We start from the raw sequence: 13407 nt of genomic DNA on the forward strand, positions 1-13407 counted from the left end.
GGTGTTATATGGTGTGATTCTGAACCGCGCCAAATAAGGAGTTTAAGGTGGACCGTCGGAAATTCGATGAACTCTCGCTTGCGGACTTTGGATAAAGGCGGCAAGGTCGGGATGTGTTCGGAGAAAGAGAGCGGGATACGGAAGCGTACCAGGCAACCGTACCCCACCCGAACCCAGAGCCGTTTAAGGATGGGCGCTATTAAGATTGCGAACGCCTAATAGCACTCAGACGATAACAGCCAGACAGCAATAGCACAATTCTGCTTAGCCTGAATGAGCCGTTATCTTTTGTAATCCCCTCCCCATACGGCATAACTGATACCAGATCCCTGAGGAAGTTATGTCCGCTTCAAATTACTCGATTCTCAGATTGTCCGAAACCCTCAAGCGTACCGGGCTCAGTCGCAGCAAGCTTTATGAGATGCAGACTGCCGGCGAGTTCCCAAAAGCTATCAAGCTCTCCCGCAATGGCTCTGCCGTTGGCTGGATTGAATCAGAAGTGCATCAGTGGATTCAGGCCCGCATTGCTGAGCGCGACCGCGCCGCATAAGCCTAACCACAGCTCTGATTGAGCCCTTATGCCCTGCCCTGGGTATGGGCTCACACAATCCGAATTCGGTAGAGGTGCATCATGAGATCACACCAACCTGAAAAGCGCAGCCCCGGCTGGCTCTTCCGCAACAACCACCAGTTTCTCGCCTTTTCACAAGTGCCACGCGAGATGAATATGACTGCATCAGAAGTCACGGATGCTGTCTCTCGCGGAGATTTGGAGATCGTCAGGATAGCCGACTGCAAAGCGGTCGCTCTCGCGGATCTTTATCGATTCATCGATATGAGGGAGGCTCGGAAATGACAGACAAAAGAAAAGCCCCAGCCGGCTGCAATCCGACGAAGGGCTCTCAAGAAACGCAATATGACCAACAGCAGTATACCCAGAACCAAGCCAGCCTGTTAACCCTCGCCGCTCACCTTTCGTGCCGGCACATCAGACTGCTTAAGCGCCTACTGACTGGTCCCCTGCCGCGCATCGAAGCAGACAGAGTGATAGGCACCACGAACGGGCCGCAGTACATCAAGGATCTGCGTGACCATTACCGGCTCGACATTCACACTGACCGAATTGAAGTGATCGATCGTGATGGATTCAAAACCCGCCCTGGCGTGTATTACTTGAAACCGGAAGGCAGAGGCAGAGCTCTGGCACTACTTGAAGCCCATGAAGCACGGAGGGCTGCCTGATGCGCACCGTATACGCAATCGATGAAACCTCCAAAGTTGCACACACAAACAATCTTCCCGGCTGCCTGAGATGGGCTCAGGAGCGCACACAGGCCACTGGAAAGCCGATTAAGGTAGTTTGCTGCAGAGCTGGCGAGAAAACCGGCAGAACCATTGCTGAGGTTACTGGCGAAGGAATCCGGCTAATTAAATCAGGCACGCTCTGGCGCCGGAAATCCCTGGAGTCGTTGTATGTCGAACACTAAACCCCTTGGAGTCAAACGCAAAGGCTACTGGTTCAAGGTCTGGAGTGAGTGGTTCGAGTCAGCGGCGTACCGGGATCTGTCCATGCCTGCCCGCTGTTTGCTCCTGGAGTTTCACAGCATCTACAGGCCGCAGAGAAACGGGCAGCTATCCATATCGGTGCAGAACGCTATGGAACGGCTGGGCTGTGCAAAGCAGACCGCACAGGACGCATTCAGGGAGCTCACAGAGCATGGATTCATACGGCTCACCAATGATGAGCTTTGGCAGGAGCGAAAGGCCCGAGAGTGGAGTCTGACGATTGAGCGAGTGAACAACCATGAGCCTACAGACGACTGGAAAAGATGGAAGCCAGGACGACCAGTTTTCACTTTGCCAAGGAAAAGATCGCAGCTAAGGAAGGCTGCCTAAAAATTCACGGGGTCAGAATGTGCCCCAGAGCTAGGTACTGAATTAGGACAGGCTGTCCTAAAAATTCACCCAGACACCCAAAACCATGTAGTTTTCAGAAAACGCGATTTGAGGAAAAACAGATGCTTACGATTTCAGGAGAAAGGCTTTCTGTCCTAAATCTGCACCCCCATATAGTTTACCATTGGGTACAGGCTATAGCTGACCAGCGGGAAGGAGCGCTCACACCAAAAAGCTCACGCGCCGGCCAAGTAGGAGCATCATGGGCGCCGTGGCGCATGACGATGATTTTCCGGAGTCTGCACGCGAGGGGCCGGGCTATTTGATGAAATGCAGGAGATACCCGAAGAGCGGCACAGCCGAGCCTACCTTCTGTCCTAGTTTCGGCTGATGCCTTCTAACGGAAAGTCGCTAGCAGACGATCGAGAGCGAGCTACACCCATAACTACCGAATCATCAGAAAGACACCGATGGCATCTACCCAAACATCAAACGACAATGTTATGGAGGACCGACGATGACCGGGTAAAAGACACTTGAGGGCCTGACCCGACTGCTATACACCGCTGAGCCGCTATCGCATCGAAGGAAACACCCTCGCGGTGTATACGGGAGTACGAACTTACTACCAGCCGGCCCCTGGCATCTAAGCCAAACCGCGAGACCGAAGTAACGTTACTACTTTGAATAGTTTTCGTTTCCGAGCAACGAGCATAGCCCCCAAACCTATTGCAAGTAGAGCTGCCGGAGTCGGTTCCGGGACATCCACAGCAAAAGAGAGACGGTCAGTCTCCATCAAATTAACACCGTCATTGGCACCCACTACCAGATGCTTCATATTGGGTATGGCTAAATTCAAGCTAAAAACTTGCCCCGGACTGCCACTTATCTGCCTTCCCTTAGCGATTTGCTCCCCACTGGAATCATACGCAAACCAATCAAGGGGATGATTGTAATAACGAGCCTCCGTATCCCCATCAAATATGTTCTGATATAGTAACGAAACCCAACTAACTGGCTGATGGAAGGTCATTCCAAACCCAAACGCGCATTCAAAATACCCGTCGCCGCAATCGAAACCGAAGGTTGAACCAAAAGTGCCGAAGACAAGTTCGCCCGTCGGCGCTCTATATCTTGGGTTGGAACGAGTGGAATAGACAGGCTGTGATTCATACCCGGTACCGCCCAAGCTCTGCAACGATACATAGGGAGACACGTTCGAGAGATCTGTCCCCTCAGCAAAGTCATCAGGTTCGACGGTTATGATAGTGGCCATCGTTGTAGAAGGCGTAAATAGGGAGGCTAGAATCATTGCCGACAGCATCAGCACCACTTTCAAATTCACTCCAAATCGTCCAATAAATAATCTCATACTTTCGTTCCTTTTAGCCGTCCTTGCTAGTGCGGCAATTCTTGAATGGTGTTTTATTAGGTACGATAAAAAGACTCGAAAAACGTTAGCAGTAATCGTGCCAGCCTATATAAATCAAAAACTTAAGGGCTCTATACTATTACCTTTGTAAAGAAAGCTGACTATTTGCAAGTGGGGAGGCATTTCTAAATGCACCTACTATAGAAACCCACCGACGATTTTCCCGACTATAAAAACCTGAGAGCAGACAAACTAACAGGCCGCCAACTACCCGCTACAATGGGGGGGGGAATTCACGCACAAGTGTTACGCACTGCATGGGCCGGTGCGCACGTGGTTCGCCCGAAAGGTACGCGGTTGGTACGCACGAAAAGTGCGTTAGAAGACCCGGCATGTTGAAAAATGTTGATATCAGAAAGCCACTGCAATGCTGCAACCTGACCGTCCAGGTAACCGCCGAACGCGGCCGTGGGAGGGGGAGGGAGAATCCTGAGGACGTTCAACGAGACTACCGCCCCTGTAGCCTTCTTTTATCGCTAACTAACTTCAAAACGTTTTTCTAGATTTCAGAAAGACGAGATTTTAAGGAGCCAAGCATGCAGACCACCGAAACCCAGGCGCAGACGTTTTAAGCGTGGATTAGCCACAAAGGTAAACGCATTGTCCAGCTAGTTGGAGAGGACCGGAAAGCCTTGGAAGAACAAGCTCACCGTTACGCCAACAATCTGAACATGCACCGCGCTGTTGTGCGGGTACTGCCGAAAGGAAGCTAAGGAAAACTAAGGTATCCCTGCCCAGCTTAGCAGGCTGACACACCCCCGCAAGATTCCACCCAATACGCTCAAATATGAGCCCCGCCCGCGTATCGTAAAGGTATAGCCAAAGCCGAAGGGGCTCACCATGGCCGGCCAAAGAACACCACCAAGCGCTCGAGAATCAAGGAACTGTTACAAGCTGGCTTCAGTATCCGCAAGGTGGCAGAGATTGCCGACTGCTCAACCTCAACCGTTCAGGCTGCAAAGACTGAGATGGTTAGCGTTCCCCGGAAATAGACGGCACGATTGTCAGATAAAAACACAGTAAATCACAAGCCCTGGACCAGCCGGGGCTCAGTACATCACTTCAGGCTTTCACTCAGAGCGCATGACGCTTCGATTGTCCGATTCATGTTGGACTGCAGTGGGCTGGCAAGCCTTCGAGGACCGAATTGCTGACTACCTCCCCGTTCTCACTGGCCTGGCGTAGGTTCGCCATCAGCATCAAGACCATAGAACGGCTCTCTTCAATCGCGTGTATATGCTGGATGTGGTTGCCGGGCTTCTGACTCTCCCGCTGGCAGCTCACATAGTCAGCCGCAATGCTTCGTATCTCTGCCCTTACCTCTTCATTATGAGCATCGCAAATTGCCTCACAGTCACCGCTGGCCTCAGCCACCAGGTTCCAGGCTTTCTCTACCATTGCTCCTATGGTCACTTCTGGAGAGCACGCCTCCAGCAGATTATTGAGGTATTCAGGCTTACTCAGGTGGTGTAGCAGCGCTTCCGCATTCAGAAGGCGCGAACGGCAGTCATCAAGTTTCGGGGTATAGTTGCTCATGGTCACATCTCCAGTGTTGGTTTTGGAAATGCAGCGCGTGAATTTGCGGGTACTTTTGTGGGTACTCAGAGACCTATCCAATACTTAACGCTATATTTTTCAATTCGTTAAGCTTCTGTTTAGGCTCCTGCCGGGGGTACCAGTTACCCTTCTGCACCAATCCAAAAACCAAACTAACCACCTGTTTTAAAACAACTTTACCGACCTACCCCGTTCTTATCTATCCACAATATTCCGCCGCTATCTAAGCATCTTGGGGGTACATCTGAAGTGCAAAATGACATTCGCCTCACTATCGTCGATTCTGTACCCCCAATGAGGTCAGAATGGAGCAGGAATCCGCTGCCCTTTCCAGACGGTTCCGGTTCCGATGACAGCGACCACTGTCCAGTTTAGCAAAAGAGAATACACCCTCCCGCTCGTCAGCTCCGAAAGCCAGTTTCAGGTTTATTGGTAACGCTCCGGCTGCGGAAACCGTGTGCCGCCAGAGTCGGAATTAAGTTGTTCTATAGAAACCGGCACGCCTTCATCATTCAGTTCTACCACACCGATACCGGCATTATTCCAGAGCCTTTCCCCTGCCTCTCGGCCCTCGGGCATGCGCGGCGTCACGCGCATACGCCGTCTTTTGGTGAACCAATTGAGTGGTGACCAAGGCGCGTAAAGCCAGCGATTCATCCGGTCTAGCCACTCCAAAAGCATATGAGGAAACTCGTTCTTAATACCGCTACTGGTGATCTGCCAGATCCTGGGGTGATTCGGCCGATGCCGGAGGCGCACGTCGTAGGCGAATGAATAGTGGACGTCGCCGGACAGTATCACGAAGTTTTCGGGTGTGCGGGAATGTCGGAAAACATTCAGCAGTACATTGGCGGCACCGCGGTGTGCCATCCAGTTTTCAGCATCAACCACCAGAGGTTTTCCTAAAAAGGTAAACACGCTCTGAATTGATTCGATCAGTTTTACACCAAACATGGGTGCGGGGGAGACAACGATCACGGCCTTCTCATCGATGATGTCCTGCTGGAACTCGGTTAGTGCTTCCCAATTCATTAACCCTGATGGGCGGGCTCGATTAATCTCGCTGCGCCAGCGCCGAGTGCGGGAATCCAACACCACAATTCTGGGTGATGTGTTTAGCGTGTATTGCCAGTGTTGGAATTGTAGAAGGTCATCAATGAGCGCATTTTGCCTGGACTGATCAAACCAAGAGCTATTCCCCGCAGATTCCGACAATTTCTGAATAGCCGGCATGATATCGTCAAAGGCATCAGGGTTATTTCCCCATCCCTGGCAAAGCAGGTAGGCAATCAGGGCATTACCAACGATACGCCGGGAGAAAGGGTGATCGTAAGTCGTAGCCTCCCACAATGCAGACAGATTCCAATCGTCCGTAACGTCATGATCATCAAAGATCATGTAGTTTGGGATATGTGCCATGGCACGTGAGGCACGAGGCAGTCCGGCAACGAATCCGTCAATCGATGCCTGCTGACTCTGATAGGTATTCGCGTCCTCGGTGTTCAATGCCGGTGGCACCTGATTAATCATGTGCCAACACACCGGCGACCAGACCAACAGGTACATGGCCATGACTTCGCTGAGGGAAATCAGGTGGTTCTGGGCACTGGCGGTCGTGAACACCGGTTTCCTGACACCCCCAAAAAAACGCTCAATCAGCGCCTCATTGCTTTGAACATCCGGCAAAAGCTTTTCCCGGTGAAAATAGGTATTCGGGTCACCCCGCAGTTCCTTGCTGTCACCGACCACGCTGCCGGTGAGCGCCTCGTCGTATAGACCAAGGCAGTCGATCAGGTTATGGATGGCGCGGAGCATGGGGCCTGACACATCGTCGGCATAGATCTGATCACCGGTCATCAGCATCACGGCTGGTCGCTTTTCGCTATCGCTATGAGCCCCGAGGAGTAATTCGTCGGCTCGCACCAGTCCGTCAGGCGCAGAGGAGTGCGGCCGACGACAGGCCCCATGAATGAGCCGATCCACCCGATCCTTGAGGACAAAGTCAGGCCGGCTTGTACCTGGCATGCAGAGGTGTGGCGCCCAGTCCGCTATCCAGGACTCTTGATGGTTTTCCAGATCGTCCGACACAGAACCAGATACGCCGAGGTCATACGCAATGCGGGTATTTGCAGGCAAGGCATTGTCAAGCCTGACGTCAATCAGGTGCAAACATGCATAGGTACCGAAACGAACCCGGGTGACGTCCTTGCCCATCAAGACCCGGACAAACCACGGCTCATCTGAAGTCTCTTGATAAAGCCGCATCCGTATCGTGAGCGGAGAAGACCCTACAAGCCAAAGCGAAATTCTATCAAGGGTGGTGTGCCTGAGAATTGGCCCAGCCAGCACTGGCGGCAGCGACGTCAAAGACCGCGTACTCATGGTTTTCTCCCATCACAACTTGGTAGTTTATCAATGCGCTTATTCTGGCTGTCATGTCCAGCGTTTCCAAAATGATCAACAAATCCCTTACCCTCACTATACTCTACTCACGACCCGGTTGAGTTTGGGAAAAGGAGGCCGACATGATCGAAAAGCCACTCGATATCCAACGCCTTGAACGCTACAACAGCGACAAGACTGAATACACCCTCGCCATTATTACGGATGAGGATCATGCTTCCCAGATAGAGCTGGAAGGCGGCCAGACAGCCTGGCAATCCACCCTCCGTTTCGACAAGCTTTATCGCGAAACAGATCCGGACACAGGAAAAATCTCCTACAGACTGGAAGAGATCCCAAAAGAACAAGGCGGCGAACACCAGTTGATCAGCCTGATTGCCGAGGGTGGCCGAGGCGCAGAGTTCTCTGAACTCGTCCAGTTCGGCAAGCGGTTGGTCACCTTCGACGACCGAACGGGGCTGATGTGTGAAATCCGCAACGAAAATCAGCTTGTGCCCCGCCATATCCTGATGACGGGCAGTGGCGACGAGACATTCAAGGGCTTCAAAAGCGAATGGGCCACTCTGAAAGGCGACCAAATGATCGTCGGCAGTCATGGAAAGAATGCGCAAGAAGAGTGGATCAAGATTCTCAGCCGAAACTACAGCCTGGAAAGCATGAACTGGCATAACAACTATCAACGCATGCGAGAGGCTCTCAACGTGGGCGATCAGGGTTACGTGACGCATGAGGCCGCAGAGTGGCACCCGTATCGCAACTGCTGGCTGTTCTTTCCACGAAAAATTTCCCGGACCCCGTTCGAAGAGGCCGTGGACGAACCGGAGCGCGGTGGTAATACGTTGATTTTTGCCAATGCCGATTTTACCGATATCAGAACGCTGGATATCGGCCAGCGAACGCCTGAGCGTGGCGTATCCTCATTCAAGCTTATCCCCGGCCGGACCGACGAGTGCATCGGCCTTAAAAGTGTTGAGATCGGAGATCGTACTGAAACCTACCTGTTCTGCTTCGACCTTGAAGGCAATCTGTTGCAGGACGATACATTAATAGGCCGCTATAAATGTGAAGGCGTGGAAATTCTCTGAACCCTGCCATATACGCGTCTGTGCGGTTGAAGTAGCACACACAGAAACGTTTCCGGAAGATTAAAGAGGGTTAATAGCATTTTTCATCTCTGAACTTGATATCAGACCTAAGGTCACAGGCAGCGGATGTAGCGAAAAACCAGCTACACCGCTCTCGTCTGACCGAGGTCAAAGACTAAAATCAGAAAGGAGATTAAATTATGAAACGCTCAACCCTTTCTCTCGCAATCGTCTCAACTCTGGCATTAGCGCCAGCGCTGCGGCTCTCGCCGCAGAGACCCCATATCTTGCTGCGGACGGCTCCTGGATAACCCTGAGCGGGAAAGTGACCAGCACCACTGCAGACACATTTATGCTGGATTATGGCAAAGGCCTGGTCACCGTTGAAATGGACGACTGGGACTGGTTTGAAGAAAGCGGAGAAGTCTTGCCGGGTGACGAAGTCACCGTTTACGGCGAGGTTGACGACGATACTTATGAAGTCGCCAAAATAGAAGCCAGTAGCGTTTACGTTGACAGCCTTGGGACTTACTTCTACGCCAGCGCCGCAGATGAAGAAAGCGTCGCCGATATTGATGTCGCCCCCGTGATCGGCATTGGCCAGCTCGTTCTGACAGGCACGGTGACAAGTGTCAACGGCGCGGAGTTCACAATTGATTCCGGGCCCCAAAAAATGACCGTAGATACCGCCCTGATGACTTACGATCCTACCGACGATGAAGGTTATCAGCAGATTGGAAAAGACGACCTGGTCACAGTGACCGGCGATCTGGACGTTGATACCTGGGAGAACTCAGAGCTAATGGCAGATACAGTCATTACACTCGATAATGATAGTAGCTCATAAAAGCCCCTGACCCACCAGCCCCGCCTTAGGTGGGGCTCTATCACTGATCGTAAATCCATGCGCAGGAACAACGGTTCCAGGTACTAATAGATAAGTCTGACAAAAAACTACCCAATCAATCACGAAATTCGCTCATCAACCTGAGTCAGGCGGCGGTAGTGTTGGTACCCAGTCCACAACGGCGAAGGTTTCCAGGCAAATCCAAACCACAAAGAACACATACAGCCCCAGCAATACCACCGATTCAACCCGGGTAAGCATCATGTGGGTCCGCATCATCAGAAAAAGCGCAACCGTGGCGAAGGTGAGCACAGCCATCATCGGGGCGGCAACGGAAAAGTTCACAACCGCAGTACCGGCAACCAGAACACCCACAGGTATGCACACCAGAAGGTCAAACGTGTTGCTACCTAACACGTTGGCAATACTGGCAACCCCGCGATCATTGCGGGCTGCGCGCACAGATACAAACGCATCTGGAATTGAAGTACCCGCCGCAACAACGGTAATCCCCCACAGAAAACTCGGGGTACCAAGAATATCACCAAAATTAATGGCGGCCCGCACCAGCCCTTCAACGCCGGCAACAATAATAAGTAGCGACAGCGCCATTTTTAGCCACTCCTTGCCCGGCCTGATACCACGGGTGTCCACGGTTCCGGTGTGGTCCATTGTGTCCTGATACTGAACAAACACATAGAGCGCATAAAGAGCCAGAGGCATCAGTACCAGCCAGCGTGTCATCTCGCCAAGAATGGCCGGCCCTCCGTTATTCACCGGATTATAGATAGCGGCAAAAGCAAAGGTCAGCGTGAGCACAGCAACCGCAATCATATAAAACTGAGCCTCTTTATAGACCAGGTCGCGGTTGGCACGGAGTTGCTTTTGGCTCACCAGTCCACAGACCGCTGGTATCACCATGATGTTGAACAGTGCCGAGCCCACAATAGCCGCAACACCCAACTCAAACTCCCCGTGCACCAGTGTGGAAATGACCACCGTTGACAACTCCGGAAAGCTGGAGCCCACAGCCACCACAATCGCACCCTGTACAATTTCCGGCAGGTTATACCAGGCAGACAGCCGCTCACTGGCCGATTCCAGTAAGCCACTACCTTTCCAGACTACGCCGGTGGCGATGATTGCAACCAGGGACCAGAACAGAAATTCCATACTGTTTCCATTAACCTTGAACATTAAAAACGGGGCTGCCGGGCCTTGAAACCAGCCGTGCAATGCTACTGTGCAGAAGGTTTACCATCCAGAAGTGGCAGGAATCAAATACCATCAACACACCATTACCAGTCCACAATTCCGATCCAATATCGTGGCCCGGATGGAGTGCGTACACGCCAGGCCGGCTTACCAGAAAGCATTCATTAAGGTAGGTCAGTATAATTTTGCCTGCTCAGGCTGCGAAGGACCGCGCGATGGAACAATTCACGTTGACGATAGCCCCATAGAATGCCTGAATAGAAAGAATATAACTGTTCGGAGGAATCGGGCATGAAGTGGATCATAATCATCGTTGTGGTCGCTATTTTCGCCTTCTGGCTTTATCGGGGCCGCCGTAAGAATCGCGTTGAAGACCCTGAAGTGAAGACCATTGAGAAAAAAGATTACTACCTTACACCGGACGACAACTCATCTGATGAGAGCTTGCCCTCCGGGGACACTAATTCGCATCGTGAAGACTAAAAAGTTAGAGCTGGGCAGGCACAGTCCCCATGTAACCCTCCGGTTATTGATGGTCACCGGGATTGTCCTCCGGTTTCACGGGCACAGGCGCTTTGCTCTGAAGAACAGCCGTTATCTCCAGACGCGTTGCCGTTATCTGCGCCCGGTATATTGATGGGTTCAGCGGACCCGAGACGCCATTCCTCCATACCTTCACGAATAACCTGCCAGGCGGAGTGCAGGAAAAGCGCCGCAATGGCGAGACCTACAATGATATCGGGCCACAGGGTATTGGTGAGGGCAACCAGTCCCGCGGCAATGATCACACTGCTGTTGGCGACCAGATCATTCCTGGAACACAACCAGGTGGAACGCATATTGAGATCGTCCGCGCGATGGCGATAGAGCAGCGCGAAACAAACGCCGTTTGCAAGCAGGGCAAGGGCGCCGACAACGCCCATCCAGTCCGCAGCGGGCACTTCCTGAATCACCAGCTTACGGATGGCATCGGCTATAACAACAATGCCGAACAACAGCATAAAGCCGCCTTTGAACAACGCTGCACCGGCGCGTGCGCGACGGCTCCTGGCCAGCACGAAGAGTGTTAACGCGTAGACAGACGCGTCGCCAAACATATCCAGCGAATCGCCCAGTAGTGCGGTAGAGCCTGCAATCCAGCCAGCGCTGAATTCCACAACAAACATCACCGCATTGATGGCAAGTGCAATGTAAAGCACCCGGCTTTGGCTAGCCCTCAGTTGTGCCAGTTCACCGGCCTTGTTTTCACAGCAGCTGTCCACCACGAACCCTCCTAAAATCTGCGCTATAGCGGTACACTAAGGGGTATAGTAACTATAAGGTCAATAGCGGTAATGGAATGTTACCGAAAGCGACCCGCCCGGATTCAGCCTTGACGGCATTCGTGAACTGCCGTGCATAATCTCTGCGCGGGCGTGGATGCCACGGTGAGCGCCACTCCATTCAACGGTTCACTGCATTACTGACCGGCTTACCAAATAACACAATGGTTTTGAATGACTGAACACACACCCCAGCAAGATACCCCCACCGACCCCACCAAAGACCCGATCCGCTGGCGCATCCTTGCGGTGGTGCTCATGGCGATTGTTATGTCGCTCATCAGCGTCAGTGTGGTTAATGTGGCCCTGGCCTCTATTCAGGAAGGACTGGGCGCCAGCCAGTCCGCAATGCAGTGGGTGCTGTCCGGTTATGCCCTCACCTTCGGGGTGGTTCTGGTCAGTGCCGGGCGGGCCGGGGATCTTATGGGTCGTGGCGGCTTTTTTATACTGGGCGCTTCTCTTTTCACCCTTGCTTCTGTTGCTGCGGGCCTCGCCCCCGATACCGATTGGCTTAATGCTGCCCGCTTTGTTCAGGGAGTGGGTTCCGGTTTTCTGAATCCCCAGGGTATAGGCCTGATCCAACAGTACTTTCGGGGGCCGGACCGGGGGCGTGCTTTTGGCTACTTTGGCACTACGGTGGGGTTTTCGGTTGCTGTTGGGCCGGTGCTCGGCGGGTTACTGATAGAACTTGGGGGAACCGAGATTGGTTGGCGGCTGACGTTTCTGATCAATGTACCGGTGGGGCTGTTAACCATTGTGCTGGCGTGGCTTTGGTTTCCACGCCCTCTCATACGCCGACCAAAAAACAATGGAAATACCGACCTGAGCTCTCTGGACCCTATCGGGGCGTTGCTACTGGCTTCGGGGGTGCTTGCCGTGCTGTATCCCTTTGTTGAATCTGACCCTTCAGGTCTGCTTTGGCTGCTACTTCCTGCCGGCTTACTTCTGTTCTATCTGTGGGTACTCTGGGAGCGCTGGTATACCCGTCGCGGCTACAGCCCCATGGTGGATCTGAAGATTTTTGCAACCAACAGCTACCGTAACGGCAGCATTATTATGATGCTGTATTTTTTTGGTATGACCAGTGTTTGGGTGCTGGTGCCTCTGTATCTGCAACAATATGCCGGCTTTTCCGCATTTGAGGCCGGTGTGGTCAGCGTTCCTTCGGCACTGCTCTCTGCCTATTCAGCCAACTGGGCTGGCAAGCGTGTAAACGACTATGGGCGTAAAGTGGTTATTGGCGGCCTGGTTATGGCGGTTTTCGGGGTGCTTTCCAGTATTGCAGTCGTCCTGCTGCATGAATATGCCGGCACAAGCGTCTGGTGGTTGCTGCTCTCTCTGGCCTTGTTCGGCCTTGGTCAGGGCTCGGTTATCAGCCCCAACCAGACCCTGACCCTGGCGGAGGTGCCACTGGCCTACGCTGGCAGCTCAGGCGCCATCGTACAAACGGGCCAGCGTATCGGTACCTCCGTGGGTATTGCCGTTATTACCGCTATTGTGTTCGCAGTGCTACCCCACAGCTCCTGGCCGGTTGCCGTGAGCCTTGGCTTTACCACAATTGCGCTGATTATACTGCTGGCGTTAATCATGGCCTGGAAGGACTTACGGGACCGGAGAGTCGAATAGGCTTTCCCGCGATTCAATCCGGCA

Annotated in this window: 13 protein-coding genes; 8 read left to right on the forward strand and 5 right to left on the reverse strand. The window is 52.8% G+C overall.

The window, feature by feature from the left end:
* Positions 1-340: 340 nt before the first annotated feature.
* From ACTHYN_RS05885 to ACTHYN_RS05895, 3 genes are all read left to right on the forward strand, one after another.
* A complete protein-coding gene (locus ACTHYN_RS05885; protein ID WP_441811543.1) occupies positions 341-550 on the forward strand; it encodes a helix-turn-helix transcriptional regulator in 210 nt (69 codons plus the stop codon).
* 302 nt (positions 551-852) lie between these two features.
* Positions 853-1242, forward strand: coding sequence for a hypothetical protein (locus tag ACTHYN_RS05890; protein ID WP_441811544.1), 390 nt, complete (start codon positions 853-855; stop codon positions 1240-1242).
* A gap of 231 nt (positions 1243-1473) precedes the next feature.
* Positions 1474-1896 carry a hypothetical protein gene (locus ACTHYN_RS05895; RefSeq protein ID WP_441811545.1) on the forward strand — a complete coding sequence of 141 codons (423 nt, stop codon included), beginning with the start codon at positions 1474-1476 and terminating at the stop codon, positions 1894-1896.
* A gap of 646 nt (positions 1897-2542) precedes the next feature.
* Here the strand turns inward: ACTHYN_RS05895 and ACTHYN_RS05900 are convergent.
* Positions 2543-3268 (reverse strand): PEP-CTERM sorting domain-containing protein, encoded by a 726-nt coding sequence (locus ACTHYN_RS05900; protein WP_441811546.1) that lies wholly within the window; start codon positions 3266-3268, stop codon positions 2543-2545.
* Positions 3269-4143: 875 nt separating this feature from the next.
* On the opposite strand from ACTHYN_RS05900, the gene ACTHYN_RS05905 reads away from it, so the two are divergent.
* Entirely contained in the window at positions 4144-4320 is a 177-nt protein-coding gene (locus ACTHYN_RS05905) for a helix-turn-helix domain-containing protein (protein WP_441811574.1), read from the forward strand.
* A gap of 112 nt (positions 4321-4432) precedes the next feature.
* Here the strand turns inward: ACTHYN_RS05905 and ACTHYN_RS05910 are convergent, their stop codons facing one another.
* Both ACTHYN_RS05910 and ACTHYN_RS05915 read right to left on the reverse strand, forming a co-directional pair.
* Positions 4433-4864: a hypothetical protein gene (locus tag ACTHYN_RS05910; RefSeq protein ID WP_441811547.1), complete on the reverse strand. Its 432-nt coding sequence runs from the start codon at positions 4862-4864 to the stop codon at positions 4433-4435.
* Between the two features lie 447 nt (positions 4865-5311).
* A complete protein-coding gene (locus ACTHYN_RS05915) occupies positions 5312-7267 on the reverse strand; it encodes an alkaline phosphatase D family protein (protein ID WP_441811548.1) in 1956 nt (651 codons plus the stop codon).
* A gap of 143 nt (positions 7268-7410) precedes the next feature.
* On the opposite strand from ACTHYN_RS05915, the gene ACTHYN_RS05920 reads away from it, so the two are divergent.
* Both ACTHYN_RS05920 and ACTHYN_RS05925 read left to right on the forward strand, forming a co-directional pair.
* A complete protein-coding gene (locus tag ACTHYN_RS05920; protein ID WP_441811549.1) occupies positions 7411-8373 on the forward strand; it encodes a hypothetical protein in 963 nt (320 codons plus the stop codon).
* Positions 8374-8617: 244 nt separating this feature from the next.
* A complete protein-coding gene (locus tag ACTHYN_RS05925) occupies positions 8618-9220 on the forward strand; it encodes a NirD/YgiW/YdeI family stress tolerance protein (RefSeq protein WP_441811575.1) in 603 nt (200 codons plus the stop codon).
* Positions 9221-9355: 135 nt separating this feature from the next.
* On the opposite strand, the gene ACTHYN_RS05930 is transcribed toward ACTHYN_RS05925, so the two are convergent.
* Positions 9356-10393: a sodium:calcium antiporter gene (locus ACTHYN_RS05930; RefSeq protein ID WP_441811550.1), complete on the reverse strand. Its 1038-nt coding sequence runs from the start codon at positions 10391-10393 to the stop codon at positions 9356-9358.
* 333 nt (positions 10394-10726) lie between these two features.
* Between ACTHYN_RS05930 and ACTHYN_RS05935 the strand changes: the two genes are divergently transcribed.
* Positions 10727-10918 carry a hypothetical protein gene (locus ACTHYN_RS05935; protein WP_441811551.1) on the forward strand — a complete coding sequence of 64 codons (192 nt, stop codon included), beginning with the start codon at positions 10727-10729 and terminating at the stop codon, positions 10916-10918.
* Between the two features lie 53 nt (positions 10919-10971).
* On the opposite strand, the gene ACTHYN_RS05940 is transcribed toward ACTHYN_RS05935, so the two are convergent.
* Complete coding sequence (locus tag ACTHYN_RS05940) at positions 10972-11697, reverse strand: cation diffusion facilitator family transporter (RefSeq protein ID WP_441811552.1); 726 nt, start codon at positions 11695-11697, stop codon at positions 10972-10974.
* 234 nt (positions 11698-11931) lie between these two features.
* Here ACTHYN_RS05940 and ACTHYN_RS05945 point away from each other — a divergent pair, with 234 nt between their 5' ends.
* Positions 11932-13383, forward strand: a complete 1452-nt coding sequence (locus ACTHYN_RS05945; RefSeq protein WP_441811553.1) for an MFS transporter — start codon at positions 11932-11934, stop codon at positions 13381-13383.
* The last annotated feature ends 24 nt before the right edge of the window (positions 13384-13407 follow it).

It is taken from the genome of Marinobacter sp., from assembly GCF_052091845.1.
Lineage (GTDB): Bacteria > Pseudomonadota > Gammaproteobacteria > Pseudomonadales > Oleiphilaceae > Marinobacter.

Bases quoted from the DNA above. Each gene is read 5' to 3' on its own strand.
- ACTHYN_RS05885 (WP_441811543.1), top strand. From the start codon at position 341: ATGTCCGCTTCAAATTACTCGATTCTCAGATTGTCCGAAACCCTCAAG.
- ACTHYN_RS05890 (WP_441811544.1), top strand. From the start codon at position 853: ATGACAGACAAAAGAAAAGCCCCAGCCGGCTGCAATCCGACGAAGGGC.
- ACTHYN_RS05895 (WP_441811545.1), top strand. From the start codon at position 1,474: ATGTCGAACACTAAACCCCTTGGAGTCAAACGCAAAGGCTACTGGTTC.
- ACTHYN_RS05900 (WP_441811546.1), bottom strand. From the start codon at position 3,268: ATGAGATTATTTATTGGACGATTTGGAGTGAATTTGAAAGTGGTGCTG.
- ACTHYN_RS05910 (WP_441811547.1), bottom strand. From the start codon at position 4,864: ATGAGCAACTATACCCCGAAACTTGATGACTGCCGTTCGCGCCTTCTG.
- ACTHYN_RS05915 (WP_441811548.1), bottom strand. From the start codon at position 7,267: ATGAGTACGCGGTCTTTGACGTCGCTGCCGCCAGTGCTGGCTGGGCCA.
- ACTHYN_RS05920 (WP_441811549.1), top strand. From the start codon at position 7,411: ATGATCGAAAAGCCACTCGATATCCAACGCCTTGAACGCTACAACAGC.
- ACTHYN_RS05930 (WP_441811550.1), bottom strand. From the start codon at position 10,393: ATGGAATTTCTGTTCTGGTCCCTGGTTGCAATCATCGCCACCGGCGTA.
- ACTHYN_RS05935 (WP_441811551.1), top strand. From the start codon at position 10,727: ATGAAGTGGATCATAATCATCGTTGTGGTCGCTATTTTCGCCTTCTGG.
- ACTHYN_RS05945 (WP_441811553.1), top strand. From the start codon at position 11,932: ATGACTGAACACACACCCCAGCAAGATACCCCCACCGACCCCACCAAA.